Source organism: Pseudoalteromonas sp. SR41-7, assembly GCF_014163935.1.
GTDB classification, from domain to species: domain Bacteria; phylum Pseudomonadota; class Gammaproteobacteria; order Enterobacterales; family Alteromonadaceae; genus Pseudoalteromonas; species Pseudoalteromonas distincta.
Window position 1 is genome coordinate 1 of the sequence record NZ_JACJEF010000026.1, and the last position, 17,764, is coordinate 17,764.

Below are 17,764 nucleotides of genomic sequence, written 5' to 3' on the forward strand. Positions count from 1 at the left end.
CCGCCGTATACTTTTGCAAGTACGTTAGTGATTGCTGCAGTTAGTGTAGTTTTACCGTGGTCAACGTGGCCGATTGTACCAACGTTTACGTGCGGTTTTACGCGTTCAAACTTTTCTTTTGCCATGACGGAACCTATCAGTTTTGTGTATCTAAATTACATATGAAAATAATCCACCAAAGGTAGATTAAGTTAATCTTTTTCAAATAGTATTTTCTGACAGATAAAGGAAGTAATCAAGGAGATTCTTAGGACTGGTGCTGATAGGCAGAGTCGAACTGCCGACCTCACCCTTACCAAGGGTGCGCTCTACCAACTGAGCTATATCAGCAACACAAGAACTGGAGCGGGCAGCGGGAATCGAACCCGCATCATCAGCTTGGAAGGCTGAGGTAATAGCCATTATACGATGCCCGCATAAAAATCTGTTCTTAAACTACCTCTAACCGTCAAGAATAAAGTGGTGGAGGGAGCTGGATTCGAACCAGCGAAGGCTGAGCCGTCAGATTTACAGTCTGATCCCTTTGGCCGCTCGGGAACCCCTCCACGATAATTCTCTACTAATTCACTTCCGGTAAAAGGAAAGTGGTGCCGACTAACCGAGTCGAACGGTTGACCTACTGATTACAAGTCAGTTGCTCTACCAGCTGAGCTAAGTCGGCACTGCTTTAGTACGGGGCGAGATATTAGAGTAAGGTTTATTGGGATGCAACTATAAAATTAAAAAAAGTGTAAATTTTTAGTTTAAATGCTCAATATTCACGCGAAAACACGTTTTTTGCACTTTTTTATGTTGTTTTGCTTAGCTGGTGCCAGTAATTTAACCCCTTCATTACGAGTAATGAATCAAAAATACTTCCCTCAAATTGCTGTTGTAAAAGCAAGCCATAGCCACCAGCAAAAATTATTTGTACTTTTTGCTCTGTTTTTTTATCCATTAAGTGCAACTTAGCTTGCTCAATTGCTCCAATGGTTGCCACTAAAGCACCATTTTTTAAACCATTAGGCGTATTTTTACCCAGTTCATTGGTAAATGGAGTTTTACCATCATCAAAAACACGTTGAGTATTTTGTGTAAGTGATGAGGTCATTAAATCAAGCCCAGGTAAAATCCAGCCACCTAAATGCAACCCTTCACTACTAAGCACATCAATTGTTGTCGCAGTACCCGCATCAACAACAATGCATGCTGTGTTTGGATATAACGTAAATCCAGCAATAAGCGCAAGCCACCTGTCTATGCCTAAGTTAGCTACATGCTCGTAAGCGCATACAAGATCTCCAAGCGTTTTGGTTACCTTGGCTTCAAAACAAATAATATTATTGCTAGCCGCTTGTGCGAGAATATCGTTTAGTAAATCACTGCGCCCTACACATGCATAAATCACTTCGGTTATTTGTAACCAAGGCAGGTTATTTATATCTGCCGGTTGTGTTTGCTCGTTATGCCACAACACAGCTTTTAATGATGTATTTCCTACGTCGATCAATAATCTCATAATTGCGCCTTTCTAAGGGAGACTTCCCCGCCGTAATAACTTTTTACTTCCCCGTCTTGGCGAATTCGTATTCCACCTTGTGCGTCAATACCTTCACATATTCCACGCCAACTTCGGTGCCCTGTGTTTAGTTCAACATATTCACCAGCAAACGCATTGAGCGAATTCCATTGCTCATACATAGCTTGCAAACCCGTTTGACGATACTGCGCTAAGCGCTGCTCCAAATGATGAGTAAGAGAAGCCACAAGTTGGTTTTTATCAAGCTTTTGAGTATGTTGATTTAAGTCGGTCCACGCTTGGTCTATATGCTGACTAAAGCTCTCTGGCATTTGTAAATTAATACCGATACCAATCACTAACTGACAAGGTCCTTGCGGTTGTCCATCTAATTCAACCAATACACCTGCAAGTTTTTGCTTATTTATATAAATATCGTTAGGCCACTTAAGTTCTACGTCAACTTGGTATAACGCTTTAATAGCATCATAAACAGCTAGGCCTACCGCAATTGATACGCCCATCGCAGCTTGTAAGCCGTCATCTAAACGCCAAAAGTAACTGTAATACAAATTAGCGCCAAATGGGGATTGCCAAACACGGCCGCGTCTACCACGTCCTGCTTGCTGCATTTCAGCAACAATAACAGTGCCAGACTCAAGCGTTGTTTTGGCCTGTATACGGCGCATAAGCTCGCTGTTGGTCGAATCAATAATAGGGTGTACTTCTACATCGGCAGTATTTGCACCTAGCGCTTTGTAGTGCTGATCAATTTGCGTTTTATTTAAAAGGCCCACCTGACTATTCAAACAATAGCCTTTGCCAGTCACTTTAAAAATATCCAAGCCCATTTCTTGTAACGTTTTAATATGTTTACTTACCGCAGCTCGGCTAATACCTAGCTTTTCACCCAAGGCTTGACCAGATACAAACCCTCCTTGGTTGAGTGCATTTAAAATAGCGAGTTTGTTTCCATCAGGTGCTTTCATTACTTAGGCTCCGCGTTAATATGGCATTCGCTGCGTGCATCCATTAAACGTACTTCGTGCTCTAACATAATGTTGTAACGCGTATAAACAACTTGCTGAATGTGTTTAATCATTTTTATTAGGTCGCTGCCTTCACTATTTCCGTGATTAACAAGTACTAGAGCTTGGTGTTGATGCACTTCTATACCTGCCTCGCGGTGCCCTTTTAAACCACTTTGATCGATTAACCAACCTGCCGCGACCTTGTGATGACTTTGCCCATATTCGTAATGAGGTAAATCGGCAAATTGCTTTAATAGTTCAGCTAACTGCTGGTTGGTTATTATAGGGTTTTTAAAAAAGCTGCCCGCATTGGCAAGTGTATATGGGTTAGGTAATTTGCTATTACGCGTTTTTATAACCTGATCGAATACAGCTTGCGGGGTGATGCTTGAGAGCTGCTGCAAAGGGCCATAACTTAATGCTGGTTGCCATTTTTTTGGGAGCGCTAAGTGTACTTGCGTGATCACCGCTTTATTTTTAAGGGCATGTTTAAATATTGAGTCTCTGTAAGCAAATTCACATTGCTCGTTATTTAATGAATGCATAGTGTTAGTGGTTATATCAAAGTACTCTACCAACTCAACAAATTTAGCTATCTCAACGCCATAAGCACCAATGTTTTGTACCGGCGATGCGCCAACAGTGCCCGGTATAAGTGCTAGATTTTCAAGCCCGGGTATATTTTTCTCTAATAAATAGCTAACTAGTTGATGCCAGTTTTCGCCTGCGGCAATACTTATTAGTGTGTCGCTCTCGCGCTCAGTAATTTTAATACCTTTTAAAGCTATTTTTATAACCGTACCCATGTAGTCATTTAAAAATACGGTATTACTGCCCTCGCCCAGCAAACAAAACGGTGCACTAAAATTTTGCGTTTTAAGTTGCTCAAGCTGAGTAATTTCAACAAAATTTTGGCATTGGCTGTTTAATGCGAATGTATGTAAGGAGTGTAATGAATGCGCCACAAAGCTCTCTAAAAATACCGGTAACTAATCGCAATAGTTTACCTCATCGTCGCAAATGTGGCACTAGATTGTAAAAATCACTCAACCCGCCGTGTCAATCGTGATATAAAACCAGCACTTTTTTATTTGTGTTCAGAGTAATGATGAAAATTAAACCTCTTTTTTTAAGCCTCGCTATGGCGGGTATGTGTTCGCAAGCAATGGCTAATGCGATTGACCAAAACTCGTATGCTAACCTTGATGATGTTGTTACTACTCACTTAAACCTTGATTTAGATGTCGATTTTGCCGACAAGCAGTTAGAAGGTTTTGTAGAGCATACTCTTCAGTGGAACAACAGCAAAAGTAGAACTCTCGTACTTGATACCCGCGACTTAGACATTGATAAAGTAATGTACAAAGATCAAAGCGGTAACTGGAAAAAAGCGACTTTTGATTTAGCTAAGCGAGATGACGTTAAAGGTTCAAAGCTTACTATTGTGTTTAAAAACCAAGCTGAAGTAGTTCGTATTTATTACAACAGTCGTCCAGAAGCTTCAGGCCTGCAATGGTTAACACCAGAGCAAACGGCAAGTAAAACGCATCCATTTATGTACAGCCAGTCGCAAGCAATTCATGCACGTAGTTGGATCCCAGTGCAAGATACACCCGCAATGCGTGTAACTTACTCTGCACGAATTCATACACCAAAAGATATACGTGCTGTAATGAGTGCCGATAACAAAGATGCGCTTTATAAAGATGGCGACTACATTTTTGATATGCCACAAGCAATTTCACCTTACCTAATTGCTATTGGCGCAGGTAACTTAGAATTTAAAGCAATGTCGCATCAAACAGGCATATTTGCTGAACCGACAATTTTAGATGCCTCTGTTGCTGAATTTGACGACACCCAAGCCATGATCGATAAAACAAACGCGATGTACGGCGAATATGCATGGGGTCGCTACGACTTATTAATGCTACCACCAAGTTTTCCGTTTGGTGGCATGGAAAACCCACGCTTATCATTTATTACTCCAACGGTTGTTGCCGGTGATAAAAGCTTAGTTAACCTTATTGCTCATGAGCTTGCTCATTCTTGGTCAGGTAACTTAGTAACTAACGCAACGTGGGAAGATTTATGGTTAAACGAAGGTTTTACCTCGTACGTTGAAAACCGCATTATGGAAGAAGTATTTGGCCGTGACCGTGCGGTTATGGAACAAGCACTTGATTCAGCGTCTTTACGCGCACAACTTAAAACAATTGATGCACCAGATACACGCCTTAATTTAAAACTTAACGGCCGCGACCCAGACGATGCATTCAGTTCAGTGCCTTACACTAAAGGTCAATTATTTTTAATTTACCTAGAAAACAAATATGGTCGCGATAAGTTTGACCCGTTTGTAAAAGCGTACTTTAAAGAGTTTTCGTTTAAATCACTTACTACCGCGCAATTTGTTACTTACTTAAAAGCTAACTTAATTGAAAAGTATCCTGGTGTTGTAAGCATGGATAAAGTAAACGAATGGATTTTTGAACCTGGATTACCAAATGATGCGCCAAACCCTACTTCTGATGCATTTGATAAAGTAGATACTGCAACAGCAGCATGGCTAAAAGGCGACACAACTGCAGCTCAACTGCCAACAGCTGATTGGTCTGTGCATGAGTGGCTACACTTTTTAAATAACTTACCACGTGATTTAAGCCAAGAGCACATGGTAGAGCTTGACTCAGAATTTAACCTAACACAGTCAACTAATGCTGAACGTGCATTTGCTTGGTTTATGCTAGCAGTAGGAAATGGTTATCAACCAATTTACCCTGCACTTGATAAGCACTTATCAGGTATTGGCCGTCGTAAATTAATTGTCCCATTATATAAATCCCTTATCACTAACGGTAAAAAAGAGTGGGCACAAAGCGTGTACTTAAAAGCACACCCTGGGTATCACCCTCTTGCACAAGGTACTATTGACGCATTATTTGAATAAATAGCGTTAACTAGAAACTAAAAAGGGCCAAATTTGGCCCTTTTGTTTTGCTATTTTTCTACTTTGTCACTTTTTCTAAAAAAGCTTCACGCTCTGCAGTTGTGGCTTGTTGCCACCAAAAATCAAGCATTTGCGGCGCACTTGGCATGCCTTTACCTGTAATTGGTGCTATCGGCTTTATTGGCTGACTAGGACGAGAAGGTACTGCAGGCATTGTATTTTGCATTACCGGTTTATTGCTTGCTAGCTGCGTGTTAGAAATAACACTTAAAGGCTTAGCAACAGCGCTACTTTTTGCTTTTAAACTAACTTGTGGTGCTTCTGCAAATACTTTTGCAGATACTGCATTTTCAGCACGATTAAACACTAAGGTATAATCTTTACCTGCTTCAACAGTTACACTTACCCAAAATGGTTCCGACTCCACAACTTCATGCGTGTCATAATCATCTTCATATAAATCGGTATATTTTAGCCTAAGCTGGTAAGTTCCTGGCGCAAGCTCTACATCATCAATACGGCTAAACAAAGAGCTTTCTAGCATTTTATCGCCCACTTGTAGTGGTACAATTTCTTCTGGAAAGTGAATGTTTTCAGCATTAGCCGAAAAACTAAGTAGTAATGCAACTGCACTACTTATTAAAATTGGTTTAAGCATATTAACTCCTTTATTTGATTTCAGTTTGACACTGCTCTGAAAGTTTGTCATTAGTGAGCTTAAAATTCATAACACTTAATTAGGAACACACTATGAGCCAAGAGACTATTTTTACCAAAATAATTAATCGTGAAATTCCGGCCGACATTGTCTACGAAGATGAAGACACCCTCGCATTTAAAGATATAAATCCACAAGCGCCATTTCATGTGTTAATTATCCCCAAAAAAGCAATTGCTACTATAAATGATATAAATCCTGAAAACTCACATTTAGTAGGCAATCTATACGTTGTTGCGGCAAAATTAGCTAAGCAGCACAATTTTGCTGAGGACGGATACCGCGTGGTCATGAACTGTAACGAACATGGTGGACAAACCGTTTATCACATACATTTACATATGCTTGGCGGTAAAGAAATGGGATGGCCACCTTACCAAAATGTAAAAAAAGTAAATTAATTAAAAATTTTTATCTAACTATTCTGCTCAACCAATTAGTTACAAATGTTATGATTTTTCATGGTTATAAAGAATAAACAGTTACTTATTTGCAACATTTTATGTTTAAATAATCGTAAAATCGTATTTGTTATTGAGTGCTTCAGCGACTTTCTAATACAAAAGGTGCGGAAGTCGTGATAAACTTAAACAGTCAGCTTTATAAAAGAGTATAAAAACATGAGCAGTTCAGCCTTTTTGTTATTAGATCAAGAGCCAATTAACACTATTGGTATTAACGTTTTAGAACCTTTGTTAAAAACGCAAGGCCTTGACGTAACCACGGGTACTAATATCTTAGATATACCTGAAGGGACTCGACTTTTGTTTATCGAAACATCTAGCAAGGATGCATGGGGAAAACTAAAAGAACAACTAGTAAACCTACGTATTAAATGCGATATCATATTATTTAATCTAGACGAGAACCCTGAGCTTGCTAATCGTGCATTGTTGAGCGGTATTCGTGGCGTATTTTACACAACAGATAACGCCGATGTATTAATGAAAGGTATTCGTTTACTACTTGAAGATCAGCTTTGGTACCGTCGCGATATTATGTGTAATGCATTAAATCGTATGCTGCAATTTAATAAAGATGCGCTGCATAAACTAACCGAAGGGGATATTGAGCCTGTTAAACTTACTAAGCGAGAAAAAGCAATAATCTCACTAATGAGTAAAGGTTCGAAGAATAAAGAAATCGCTGAAGATTTAAGTATCAGTCCACACACAGTTAAAACACATTTATATAGCGCATTTAGAAAAACTAAATGTCGTAACCGTATTGAGCTCCTATCTTGGGCACAACAAAATATCCCTGATGAAATTCGTTAATCATATATTTAGTTTAAAATTAAAAACAGACACTTAGGTGTCTGTTTTTGTATGTGTTACACACTTATTTAATACCAATTTGATTGCCTAAGTAATCTGTTTTGATAATTGGTATAAGTGTATACTTTTGATAATCTTAGTTTAAAACTACTTTGCTGGAATATTAATGCTCGACTCTTTCACTCTTTATTTTGCCAGCATCGCCATCATGGTTGTAATGACCTTACTTAACTTTTTAACATGGCGAACAAACAAACAAATATCGGGCACGCTGCTATGCATTTTCTATCCCATATTGCTATTAGGCTCTGTTATTGGTTTTACGCTTGTTGGTGATACACATAATTTAGTGATTATTAGCGCTGCTAGTAGCATGATGTTTGCCGCATCAATAGTGCATTGTTTATCGCTCAGTCAGTTTTTAAATTATCACGGTATTGGTTTTAAATTACTTTGCTCAGTAACTGCTTTTTGCACTGTAATGCTTGGCTATTACACCTTTTTTGACCCATCTTTACACGAAAGAGTGATTGCATCCGATATACAGCACATAGCAGAAGCCGGCTTTTTACTCTTTATATTTATTAAGTACGCGCGCAAACCCTACCCTAATGGCAGCATTGTATACATAACCATTTTAACGCTTGTTGCTTTGAGCTTTATTGGCCGCTCGTTATTTATGGATAACATTGAACAAAAAAATCTTTTAGTAAACGGCTGGTTTAGCTCTTTATTATTTTTAAATGGGGTAATTGCGCCCATGTTTTATGCTTCAGGTATGGCGTTATTATGTAATGAGCGCAGAGAACAGCACCTCAATAAACTCGCCGATAAAGCACAAAAAGATTTAGAAATACGCGGGCTCTTTTTATCAACAATAAGCCACGAAATTCGCACCCCACTAAACGGTATTTTAGGCAGCGCCCAACTTGTTATGAACCAAACAAGTGATACCCGCAATAAAGCCTATTGCGAGGCAATTATAAATTCTGCCGAATCACTTAATTTATTGGTAGATAAGGTCCTTGATTACGCGAGCCTAGATCAAAGTGACGAAGCGCTTTACGAAGAAGATGTAGAATTTAAAACATGGCTTAATAATTTATGTTTATTACTAAGCCCAATGGCCGAGCAAAAGCAGCTAAAATTTGAGCTTATCTATAATATTCCTGAGCAAGCCTGTTATTACTGCGACCAACAAAAACTTAGACAAATAATTATTAATTTAGTCGGTAACGCTATTAAATTTACAGATCACGGAACCGTTAAAATTCAGGTTGATTTAGTATTAGAAAAACAACTTGAGCACACGATAAAAATTAGTGTCAAAGATTCAGGACCAGGTATAGAAAATGATGAGATAGCCTACTTAACAGAACCTTATGTACAAAGTAGTGCAGGAAAAGAAAAAGGCGGAACCGGCCTTGGTTTAGCTATTACTAGCCGCCTGCTTGAAAAGCTCAGTAGCCGACTCGAAATAGCCAGCCAGCTTGGTACTGGTAGTGTATTTAGCTTTACCGTTACTTTTACTTTAGGTGAATTAAGCCTTGTAGAGCAGCGCCATCAAACTAAAGATTACTTAACAGGTCTTGATGTATTACTGGTTGAAGATTTAGATTTAAATCAAAAAATTGCTATAGAATTTATGGCCGACGATGAACACAAAATTAAGCTCGCAAAAGATGGAAAAAGCGCCATAGAGCTCATGCAAGCTCACCACTTCGATGTTGTTTTGCTTGATATGAACCTACCTGATTTAACAGGCCAAGAAGTACTTAAACGACTAAAACGCATTGATCATAAAAATCAACGAACGCCAGTACTCGCGTTTACTGCAAGCCTTAGTCCTGACGAGGTAAAAGAGTATTTAGAATTAGGAATAAAAGACATTGTAGGCAAGCCTATTAAGCACGAAAAGCTTCGTCAAGCACTTAGCGACTCTCAATCTAATCAAACTGCGAGCATTGCAGTAGAGCTTATTGATACCTTGTATGACAAAACAGCGGCCGAAACACTCACCAGCTCATTTAGTGAAGATGAAGTGTCTTCAATTTATAATGAATTTGTGCTTTCAGCCCGCAACAAGCTAATTCGCTGTCAAAAGCTTATTGATCAACATCCAGAGCAATGCATTAAGCTTTTACATCGCCAAGCAAGTACCGCTCTGCAACTTGGTTTTAATCGCTATGGTATTGAGCTTAAAAAAATAGAGCGCCGTTTACTCGATAAAAAGCCACATAACGACATGCTTGATGAAGCGTTAGATCTGTGGCAACGCAGCTTAGAGCAATATTTAAAGTTTGTGCGTGGGCAGTTAGAGTAATAGTGAATTAGCTTTAAAAAAGCTAATGATTAACCCCTTCCATATTTATCATCAAATCGCTCTATATCGCTTTCATCAAGTACAGCACCGGTTTGCACTTCAATAACAATTAACGGCTCTTTTTGATTATTAGCCAAGCTATGAATTTGCTTAGCCGCGATATAACACGATTGGTCATGCGTTAGCGTATACGCTTGCTCATCAATACATACATTTGCAATACCCGAAACCACCACCCAATGTTCAGCGCGATGCTGATGGCGCTGCGTCGAAAGCTTAGCACCGCTATTAACAGTAATTTTTTTAACTTTAAAGCCTGTGCCTTCAACCAAAGTACGGTAATTCCCCCATGGGCGAAAAACCACTTGATGATGATTAAGTTTATCGGCCTGTGTTGTAGCAATTTGCTTAAGCAACAAAGGCAAAGAATCTAGCTCATTTTGGTTTGCAATTAACGTGGCATCATGAGTATGAATAATTGCTAAATTGCTTACTCCAAGCGTGGCAATAGTGTGTTCAGCCTCGTTAATAACTAAGTTATTAATACTTTTTTGAGCAATATAATTAGCGTTTAAACTATTACCGTTTTTGTCTTTTTTTGTAAGCGCATCAAGGGATGAAAAACTACCTACATCACTCCATTTTAAATCAACAGGCATAACAACTGCGTTATTACTGCGCTCTAAAATGGCGTAATCAATTGAATCGCTTGGGCAGTGTTCAAGCGCACTGTTGCTTGGGCGGGTAAACCCTAAATCTTTAGTAAATTGCGCCGCTGCAGCGACACTCGTTGCTATTTTTGGCGCAAACCGTTCGAGCTCTTTTAGATAGGCTGCAGGGGTAAATAAAAACATCCCGCTATTCCAGCTATAACCACCTTGAGCTAAATAACGGTTCGCTGTATCTAAGTCAGGCTTTTCTTTAAATTGTGCAACATCGTAACAACCCGTTCCAACAATAGGCGCGCCTTGTTTTATATAGCCATAACCGTTATGAGGCTCTGTAGGACTAATAGAAAATGTCACTAGCTTTCCTTGCTCAGCAAGTTTTACAGCTTCAGGGAGCTTAGCCGTTAATACATCAAAGTTTTTAATATGATGATCGGCAGGCATCACTAATAGCGGGCCGGTAATCCCATTTTGCAGCGCATAGTGGGCGGCTAATGCGATGGCAGGCGCGGTATTTTTACCTTTAGGTTCGAGTAATAATGCAGTAGGAATTGAGCTTTCAGCCTGCTCGGCGGCAATAAATCGGTGCTGCTCGTTACACACTAAAATAGCATTATCAAACAACTCATTAGAAACACGCGCCAACGTACTTTGTAGCAATGACATGTTTTCATTTAGTAGTGGTAAAAATTGTTTAGGCATTGCTTGGCGAGAAAGCGGCCACAAGCGAGAGCCTATGCCACCTGCTAAAATTACAGGAGTGATTAAAGTGTTCATAATGTACATTAGCCGCCAACAAAAATATCAGCGACTATTTTAACACTTTATTGGCTCTGCGCTAAATTAACGTGTTTATATTAATGTAAAAGAGTCTGCATCTAAATAGGCAGGAAACGCTGCTTTAAACTCATCCAGTGGCGCTTTTTCAAGTGTTATAGTAACTAGTTGCTCTGCGTCATCTTGCGCTTTAGTTAATGCATCGCCTTTGAAGTCGTATACTGCGGTACCGCCATTGTGCGCCACACCATTACCGTCTTCCCCCACGCGATTAACACCTACTACGTAACATAGGTTTTCCATTGCACGCGCCATAAGTAACGTATCCCAAATATGGCGGCGTACAGCAGGCCAATTTGCTACGTTTATCATTACATCGTAGTCGTTATTATTACGTTGAAATACCGGAAAGCGCAGGTCATAGCATACTTGCGGTAATAGTTTAAAACCATTGATTTCAAAAACTTTGCGCGCTTGCCCTGCTACAACATAATCGCCCTCGCTGCCTAAGCGAAATAAATGGCGCTTATCGTAATAACTCACCTCACCATCGGGTTTTACCCAATAAAACCGATTCGCTTTTTTATCGCCTTGTGCAACAAGTACCGAACCCGCAATAACCGCATCATGTTTATGAGCCTGCGCCTTTAACCACGTCAGTACTTTACCGTTTTCAGGCTCTGCACAATCTAAATTAATGGCAAAGCCAGTCGAGAATGTTTCGGGCAGTAAAATAAGATCGGGCTGATGCGTAATTGCTTCAAGCTGCTTATTAAACATGGCTAAATTAGCATCTTTATCAAGCCAATAAAGCGAGCTTTGCAATGCTGTAATGGTTAAAGTTGACATAATATTTGCGCAGCCTCTATGAGAGTGTTGTCGTTTTTAGCAAAGCATAAACGAATTACTTTGTCGGTTGGTGGATTTTGATAAAAAACACTTAACGGAATAGCCGCAACACCGGCTTGCTCAACTAACCAATGGCAAAATTCAACATCGTTTAAATCCGATACATCGCTGTAATCTAACAATAAAAAGTAAGTGCCTTGGCTAGGTAAAATTTTAAAACGGCTGTTACTTAAATGACTCGCTAATAAGTCGCGTTTTTGCTGATAAAACCCGCTTAGCTCATCTATATGCTCACCTTGCTGCTCGAGCATATCGGCAAGCGCATGCTGTGCGGGGGTAAAACTTGAAAACGTAACGTACTGATGAATTTTTCTAAATTCGACAGCTAAATCGGCAGGTGCAATACAGTAACCCATTTTCCAGCCCGTGCTGTGAAACGTTTTACCAAAACTCGATACAACAAAGCTTTTGGCAAATAATTCATCATCGCGTAATACGCTTAAATGCGGTTGTTCATCAAACGTAATGTGCTCATATACCTCATCGCTTATTACATACAAATTGTGAGTACCAACTAACTCTTTAAGCGCTTTTATATCTTGTGGCTGTAATATTTTACCGCTTGGGTTATGAGGCGTATTTATAATAATTGCACGGGTATTTTTAGTAATAGCTTGGCTTACTACTTGCCAATCAATGGTGTAATTTGGCGCACTTAAAGCAATGTGTACCGACTTTCCACCAGCGAGTTCAATTGCCGGTTGGTAAGAGTCATATGCAGGGTCAAATACAATCACTTCATCACTGGGGCGCACAATTGTTTGAATAGCCACAAACAATGCCTCTGTTGCACCCGAGGTAACAGTCACTTGATCAGCTGCGTTTATATCAGCTGCATATTTGCGCTTTGCTAAATCAGCAATTTGTTGCTGTAATCGTGGTACACCACTTGAAGGTGAATATTGATTAACGCCCTGCTGCACATAATAATTTAACTGCGTTTTTAAAAGATCAGGAGCATCAAACTCAGGAAAGCCTTGAGAGAGATTAATTGCCGAAAACTCATTAGCCAACCCACTCATTTGGCTAAATATACTAACGCCTAAATTTGGTAATTTACTTTCAAACACGTGATGCCCTTAATGATGGTTTTGCGCTTAAAGCGATGCTATCATTGCTTAAAACAGAAGTATAGCCGTCTAAAAACAATTAACTTTACGCTCATTAGTGAGGAATGTATGCAAAACAATACCGCTATTTCACAACTTATTGAAGCCGGAAAATGGGTTAGCCAAAAAGGCTGGGTACCCGCAACAGGCGGAAACTTTTCAGCTCGTACTAGCACTGGCTTTGTTGTTACAGCAAGTGGGCACGATAAAGGCTCACTGACGCAAGAGCATTTTTTGCAATTAGACCACCAAGGCGAGCGCCTAGCAGGAGCTTTAAAACCATCGGCAGAAACACAATTACACCTAAGTTTGTATCAGCTAATACCTGATGCGCAGTGTGTTTTGCATACTCACTCTGTAGCCGCTACCGTACTGTCGCAAATTACCCAAGGGCATCAGCTTGATTTAACAGGCTATGAAATGCAAAAAGCACTGAGCGGCTTTACTTCGCATTTAGAAACGCTGAGCATTCCTATTTTCGATAACGATCAAGATATTGACCGATTAAGCCTACTGGTCAGTGACCATCATTTACATACGCCGATAGAGCACGGCGTACTGATACGTGGTCATGGTTTATATGCAGTAGGACGTAATATTGATGAAGTTCGTCGCCACCTAGAAGCCTTAGAGTTTTTATTTAGCTGCGAACTAGAGCGCCTAAAAATAATAGGTATTCAAGCGGGAGTAACTAAATGATTAAAGCCATTTTAACCGACATCGAAGGCACAATAACCCGTATCTCGTTTGTTAAAGAGGTGTTGTTTCCTTACGCAGCAAAACAGTTACCTACCTTTGTACGTGCCAATGCTAATAAGCCAGATGTAGCTGAGCAAATTAGTGCCGTAAAAGCCCTTATCGAAAAGCCAAACGCCGATATTGAAGAGGTCATTAGCACTTTACTTACCTGGATTGATGGAGATAAAAAAATCACTCCACTTAAACAGTTACAAGGCTTAATTTGGCAAACAGGGTATGAACACGGTGATTTTAAGGGTCATTTATACCCAGATGCATTTGATTTTTTACAAGCTCAGTACAACAACGATATAGCTTTATATGTGTACTCGTCAGGGTCAGTAAAAGCGCAGCAGCTACTTTTTAAATACAGTGATTATGGTGACATTCGCAGCTTGTTTACTGACTTTTTTGACACCAAAGTTGGCGCAAAACAAGAGCAAATGGCCTATAACACCATTGTGGAGCTGTTACCGTTTAAAGCAGCAGAAATACTCTTTTTAAGTGATGTAGCCGGCGAGCTTGATGCCGCGCAAGCTGCGGGCTTAAAAACACTACATTTAATTCGTGATGGGCAAGCAAGCACTAAAGCATACCCTTATATTAATGACTTTAGCCAATTTAAATTGGAGCAATTAGTATGAGTCAATTAACAATATATGCTGACAACGATGCAAGCAAAGCACTTGTAAGCACATCAAATGCTGATGATATTGCAAAGCAACTAGCTAAAGTAAACGTACGTTTTGAACAGTGGCAAGCAAATGAAGATATTAATGAGCACACCACCCATGAGCAAATTATTAGTGCGTACAAAAGCGATATAGATCGGTTAAAAGCCGAAAATGGCTATCAAACAGTAGACGTTATATCTCTAGCTAAAGGTAATCTTGGCGCATCAGAGCTGCGCAAAAAGTTTTTATTTGAACATACTCATAGTGAAGACGAAGTGCGTTTTTTTGTAAAAGGCCAAGGGCTATTTTGCCTGCATTTAGGCAATAAGGTTTACCAGGTACTTTGCCAACAAGGCGATTTAATTTCAGTGCCTGAACTTACACCACATTGGTTTGATATGGGAAGCGATCCTGAGTTTACCGCCATTCGCTTATTTAACAATAAAGAGGGCTGGGTAGCAAAAAGCACTGACTCGTCTATTGCAGAGCAATTTCCGCTATTATCGTAAGTTATTCATTCAAAACCTTGGTCCACACTAATAAACATAACGTGGACCAAAAATATTGCGAAGTTACTTAAGCTTTATGAGATCGCCATTTTCTACCTGACTTTGGTTATACACACCTGTATCTAACACCCACCCTGTGACCAGTTTTGCCGGCGTTATATCAAATGCAGGGTTATATACATTAGCATTGGTGGGTGCCCATAAAGCCTCACCAAAGCTACCGCTAACTCCGCGCACTTCTTGAGGATTACGTTGCTCTATTTCTATATCATTACCACACGCGGTGTTGGTATCAAGCGTGGTAATAGGCGCAACTACATAAAATGGAATGTTATGAAAATACGCAAGTACGGCTAAATTATAGGTGCCCACTTTATTAGCAAAATCACCATTGGCAGCAATACGATCAGCGCCTACTACTATTTTATCCACCTTACCTGCAGCCATTAAACTTGCCGCCATATTATCGCAAATTAATGTGTACGGTATTTCCCAGCGCTCAAGCTCAAAGGCCGTTAAGCGGCCGCCTTGTAATAATGGTCGTGTTTCATCAACCCACACATGTACGTTGCCATGTTTTTGCTGCGCTTTGTAAATAACACCCAGTGCAGTACCAATACCAGCGGTTGCAAGCGCCCCTGTATTACAATGAGTTAATATGTTGTCGCCACTATTTATAAGCTCGGCACCACGATTTGCCATTCGTTCACACAGCTTAATATCTTCAATAAACAACCGCTCAGCAGTACTAACAATACCGGCAACATAATCGCTTTGCGTTAAAGCTTTTCGCAATGCCGCCATACAATGCATTAAATTAACCGCCGTTGGACGAGTGGCTTCTAGTTCATTGATTGCTTTTTCAAGCTCACTTTTCACTACCCCTTGCTCAGCTAAATACGCCACTAACAAGCTCGCGCCTAAACCAATAAGTGGGGCTCCACGCACTTTTAAGTTAATGATCAGCTCTTTCATGGTTTCTACATCATGGCACTGATGCCATACCTGCTGGTGAGGTAGTAAATATTGGTCGAGCACACTAAGCGACCCGTTTTCATATTTTAAACTGCTTGCGATTAAGTTTTGCATAATGCTTAAGGTATTAAAAATGCGTAACGTTATTTTACACCACTTTGAATAACTCTCAAGTTAGACTTGTAGACATCTAAACATTTAAAAGTATAGAATGCTTAAAAGCTGATTTTTGAGATTTAAACCATGACTAACTATGTTGCTTTTAATGCACAGCGCGCTATCGATTACGTATCGACATTAATTGAATCTAAACAATGTAATTTTTTTGATTCCGGACAAACCTTATCGGCATATGAGTTTGGTGATGGCAATCTTAATTTAGTATTTAGAATTACTGATGAGCAAAACAATAGTGTTATTTTAAAGCAAGCTCTGCCTTACGCGCGTTGCGTGGGTGAGTCGTGGCCATTAACGCTTGATAGAGCCCGTATAGAAGCACAAGTTTTACTTAACCATGGTGCTATTTGCCCTACTTATACTGCTAATGTTTTACATTATAGTGAAATGCAAGCGCTGACTATTTTAGAAGATTTAGGTAATTTACAAATATTGCGTACTGCACAAAATAATGCAGAGCAATTCCCTAAATTAGCGCAGCACGTAGCGACCTACTTAAGCCACACCGGCTTTTATAATTCAGATTTTTACTTAACCGCGCAAACTAAAAAAGCACTCGTTAGCCAATTTACTAATCCTGAGCTTTGCCAAATCACTGAAGACTTATTTTTTAGCGATCCGTACATTGAGCACGAACGCAATAACTACCCAAAGCAACTACAAAACGAAGTTGACGCAATACAAAAAAACAACGCATTGAAGTTAGAAATAGCAAAACTAAAAGCTAATTTTTTATCTAACCCGCAAACATTACTTCATGGTGATATGCACAGCGGTAGCATTTTTGTTGATTGTAATAATACAAAGATGATTGACCCAGAGTTTGGCTTTTTTGGGCCTATTGGGTTCGATATTGGCTCTTTTATTGGTAATTTACTATTGAATTACTGCGCGCAAGCAGGTCATATTGATGACTTTGTAGCACGTCGCAATTACCAAACACATTTACTTAGCTGTATCGTAGACACCTATAGTTTATTTGAGCAGCAATGGCTTGAATTAATACGCACTAAAACAACAGATGAATCACTAGCGCCAGTAAGCTATGCGCAATACTTTATGAAAAACGTATTGCAAGATGCTGTTGGTTACTGTGGTGCTGAGTTAATTAGGCGCACTATTGGGCTTGCGCACGTAAGCGATATAGATAGTATTAGTGATGACAATGCGCGCCTTACAGTGCAAAAACAAACATTAGCACTAGGCGAGCAACTTATTTTAAATGCACAAACATGCAACAACAAAGAAGCATTCTTTAGTTTATTAATAAGCCAATTAAACTAACAAGCATTAAAAAAGGCGCTATAAGCTGTCTCTTATACACAAATCCCTGCTAAGAAATTAGCGGGGATTTTTTTGAACTAAATCTCAATGTCATGATCAGATCTTCAAATCTTGTTTGAGGGCACATTATGATTAACGAACATACTC

At 39.6% G+C, this 17,764-nt stretch carries 17 protein-coding genes and 4 tRNA genes; 8 read left to right on the forward strand and 13 right to left on the reverse strand.

Going from position 1 to position 17,764, the window contains the following annotated elements:
- From H5092_RS20100 to murB, 8 genes are all read right to left on the reverse strand, one after another.
- A partial coding sequence (locus tag H5092_RS20100) for a GTP-binding protein (protein ID WP_033023824.1) occupies window positions 1-125 on the reverse strand: 125 nt, incomplete at its 3' end.
- A gap of 129 nt (window positions 126-254) precedes the next feature.
- Window positions 255-330, reverse strand: a tRNA-Thr gene (locus H5092_RS20105).
- Between the two features lie 11 nt (window positions 331-341).
- Window positions 342-416 (reverse strand) — tRNA-Gly (locus H5092_RS20110).
- A 44-nt stretch (window positions 417-460) separates the two neighbouring features.
- Window positions 461-545: transfer RNA gene (locus H5092_RS20115), tRNA-Tyr, on the reverse strand.
- 40 nt (window positions 546-585) lie between these two features.
- Window positions 586-661 (reverse strand) — tRNA-Thr (locus tag H5092_RS20120).
- A 126-nt stretch (window positions 662-787) separates the two neighbouring features.
- Window positions 788-1,498 carry a type III pantothenate kinase gene (locus tag H5092_RS20125; protein WP_182725060.1) on the reverse strand — a complete coding sequence of 237 codons (711 nt, stop codon included), beginning with the start codon at window positions 1,496-1,498 and terminating at the stop codon, window positions 788-790.
- Window positions 1,495-2,487, reverse strand: coding sequence for a bifunctional biotin--[acetyl-CoA-carboxylase] ligase/biotin operon repressor BirA (birA, locus tag H5092_RS20130; protein ID WP_182734825.1), 993 nt, complete (start codon window positions 2,485-2,487; stop codon window positions 1,495-1,497). The genes H5092_RS20125 and birA overlap by 4 nt, the downstream gene beginning before the upstream one ends.
- Complete coding sequence (murB, locus tag H5092_RS20135) at window positions 2,487-3,494, reverse strand: UDP-N-acetylmuramate dehydrogenase (RefSeq protein WP_182696397.1); 1,008 nt, start codon at window positions 3,492-3,494, stop codon at window positions 2,487-2,489. Before murB ends, birA begins: the two co-directional genes overlap by 1 nt.
- A 143-nt stretch (window positions 3,495-3,637) precedes the next feature.
- Here murB and H5092_RS20140 point away from each other — a divergent pair, with 143 nt between their 5' ends.
- Window positions 3,638-5,479: a M1 family metallopeptidase gene (locus tag H5092_RS20140; RefSeq protein WP_182734827.1), complete on the forward strand. Its 1,842-nt coding sequence runs from the start codon at window positions 3,638-3,640 to the stop codon at window positions 5,477-5,479.
- Between the two features lie 58 nt (window positions 5,480-5,537).
- Here the strand turns inward: H5092_RS20140 and H5092_RS20145 are convergent, their stop codons facing one another.
- On the reverse strand, window positions 5,538-6,137 hold the full coding sequence (locus H5092_RS20145; protein WP_182734829.1) for a DUF2057 domain-containing protein: 600 nt from the start codon (window positions 6,135-6,137) through the stop codon (window positions 5,538-5,540).
- A 92-nt stretch (window positions 6,138-6,229) separates the two neighbouring features.
- Between H5092_RS20145 and H5092_RS20150 the strand changes: the two genes are divergently transcribed.
- The 3 genes from H5092_RS20150 to H5092_RS20160 all read left to right on the forward strand — a co-directional run bounded on the left by H5092_RS20150 (window position 6,230) and on the right by H5092_RS20160 (window position 9,797).
- A complete protein-coding gene (locus H5092_RS20150) occupies window positions 6,230-6,598 on the forward strand; it encodes a histidine triad nucleotide-binding protein (RefSeq protein ID WP_004334923.1) in 369 nt (122 codons plus the stop codon).
- Window positions 6,599-6,817: 219 nt separating this feature from the next.
- A complete protein-coding gene (locus H5092_RS20155) occupies window positions 6,818-7,474 on the forward strand; it encodes a response regulator transcription factor (protein WP_004334929.1) in 657 nt (218 codons plus the stop codon).
- A 166-nt stretch (window positions 7,475-7,640) separates the two neighbouring features.
- Complete coding sequence (locus tag H5092_RS20160) at window positions 7,641-9,797, forward strand: response regulator (protein WP_182712711.1); 2,157 nt, start codon at window positions 7,641-7,643, stop codon at window positions 9,795-9,797.
- Between the two features lie 29 nt (window positions 9,798-9,826).
- On the opposite strand, the gene H5092_RS20165 is transcribed toward H5092_RS20160, so the two are convergent.
- The 3 genes from H5092_RS20165 to H5092_RS20175 form a co-directional block, all read right to left on the reverse strand.
- Window positions 9,827-11,242, reverse strand: coding sequence for a mannose-1-phosphate guanylyltransferase/mannose-6-phosphate isomerase (locus H5092_RS20165; protein WP_182734831.1), 1,416 nt, complete (start codon window positions 11,240-11,242; stop codon window positions 9,827-9,829).
- A gap of 75 nt (window positions 11,243-11,317) precedes the next feature.
- Window positions 11,318-12,091 (reverse strand): amidohydrolase, encoded by a 774-nt coding sequence (locus tag H5092_RS20170; protein WP_182693263.1) that lies wholly within the window; start codon window positions 12,089-12,091, stop codon window positions 11,318-11,320.
- Complete coding sequence (locus H5092_RS20175) at window positions 12,079-13,221, reverse strand: methionine aminotransferase (protein ID WP_165744890.1); 1,143 nt, start codon at window positions 13,219-13,221, stop codon at window positions 12,079-12,081. The genes H5092_RS20170 and H5092_RS20175 overlap by 13 nt, the downstream gene beginning before the upstream one ends.
- Window positions 13,222-13,329: 108 nt before the next feature.
- Between H5092_RS20175 and H5092_RS20180 the strand changes: the two genes are divergently transcribed.
- Genes H5092_RS20180 through H5092_RS20190 form a run of 3 tightly spaced genes read left to right on the forward strand, consistent with a single transcriptional unit; the run spans window position 13,330 to window position 15,181 of the window.
- Window positions 13,330-13,959, forward strand: a complete 630-nt coding sequence (locus tag H5092_RS20180; RefSeq protein ID WP_182734833.1) for a methylthioribulose 1-phosphate dehydratase — start codon at window positions 13,330-13,332, stop codon at window positions 13,957-13,959.
- Window positions 13,956-14,642, forward strand: coding sequence for an acireductone synthase (gene mtnC / locus H5092_RS20185; protein WP_182734835.1), 687 nt, complete (start codon window positions 13,956-13,958; stop codon window positions 14,640-14,642). Before H5092_RS20180 ends, mtnC begins: the two co-directional genes overlap by 4 nt.
- Window positions 14,639-15,181, forward strand: coding sequence for an acireductone dioxygenase (locus tag H5092_RS20190; RefSeq protein WP_182734837.1), 543 nt, complete (start codon window positions 14,639-14,641; stop codon window positions 15,179-15,181). The genes mtnC and H5092_RS20190 overlap by 4 nt, the downstream gene beginning before the upstream one ends.
- A gap of 63 nt (window positions 15,182-15,244) precedes the next feature.
- On the opposite strand, the gene mtnA is transcribed toward H5092_RS20190, so the two are convergent.
- Entirely contained in the window at window positions 15,245-16,270 is a 1,026-nt protein-coding gene (mtnA, locus tag H5092_RS20195) for an S-methyl-5-thioribose-1-phosphate isomerase (RefSeq protein ID WP_182734839.1), read from the reverse strand.
- A gap of 129 nt (window positions 16,271-16,399) precedes the next feature.
- On the opposite strand from mtnA, the gene mtnK reads away from it, so the two are divergent.
- Window positions 16,400-17,617, forward strand: coding sequence for an S-methyl-5-thioribose kinase (gene mtnK / locus H5092_RS20200; RefSeq protein WP_182716475.1), 1,218 nt, complete (start codon window positions 16,400-16,402; stop codon window positions 17,615-17,617).
- The last annotated feature ends 147 nt before the right edge of the window (window positions 17,618-17,764 follow it).

What these genes read in the sequence shown, in the direction of transcription:
- H5092_RS20150 (WP_004334923.1), top strand. Translation starts at nt 6,230, where the DNA reads ATGAGCCAAGAGACTATTTTTACCAAAATAATTAATCGTGAAATTCCG.
- H5092_RS20155 (WP_004334929.1), top strand. Translation starts at nt 6,818, where the DNA reads ATGAGCAGTTCAGCCTTTTTGTTATTAGATCAAGAGCCAATTAACACT.
- mtnK (WP_182716475.1), top strand. Translation starts at nt 16,400, where the DNA reads ATGACTAACTATGTTGCTTTTAATGCACAGCGCGCTATCGATTACGTA.
- H5092_RS20140 (WP_182734827.1), top strand. Translation starts at nt 3,638, where the DNA reads ATGAAAATTAAACCTCTTTTTTTAAGCCTCGCTATGGCGGGTATGTGT.
- H5092_RS20180 (WP_182734833.1), top strand. Translation starts at nt 13,330, where the DNA reads ATGCAAAACAATACCGCTATTTCACAACTTATTGAAGCCGGAAAATGG.
- H5092_RS20190 (WP_182734837.1), top strand. Translation starts at nt 14,639, where the DNA reads ATGAGTCAATTAACAATATATGCTGACAACGATGCAAGCAAAGCACTT.
- mtnA (WP_182734839.1), bottom strand. Translation starts at nt 16,270, where the DNA reads ATGCAAAACTTAATCGCAAGCAGTTTAAAATATGAAAACGGGTCGCTT.
- H5092_RS20160 (WP_182712711.1), top strand. Translation starts at nt 7,641, where the DNA reads ATGCTCGACTCTTTCACTCTTTATTTTGCCAGCATCGCCATCATGGTT.
- H5092_RS20170 (WP_182693263.1), bottom strand. Translation starts at nt 12,091, where the DNA reads ATGTCAACTTTAACCATTACAGCATTGCAAAGCTCGCTTTATTGGCTT.
- mtnC (WP_182734835.1), top strand. Translation starts at nt 13,956, where the DNA reads ATGATTAAAGCCATTTTAACCGACATCGAAGGCACAATAACCCGTATC.
- H5092_RS20165 (WP_182734831.1), bottom strand. Translation starts at nt 11,242, where the DNA reads ATGAACACTTTAATCACTCCTGTAATTTTAGCAGGTGGCATAGGCTCT.
- H5092_RS20125 (WP_182725060.1), bottom strand. Translation starts at nt 1,498, where the DNA reads ATGAGATTATTGATCGACGTAGGAAATACATCATTAAAAGCTGTGTTG.
- birA (WP_182734825.1), bottom strand. Translation starts at nt 2,487, where the DNA reads ATGAAAGCACCTGATGGAAACAAACTCGCTATTTTAAATGCACTCAAC.
- H5092_RS20145 (WP_182734829.1), bottom strand. Translation starts at nt 6,137, where the DNA reads ATGCTTAAACCAATTTTAATAAGTAGTGCAGTTGCATTACTACTTAGT.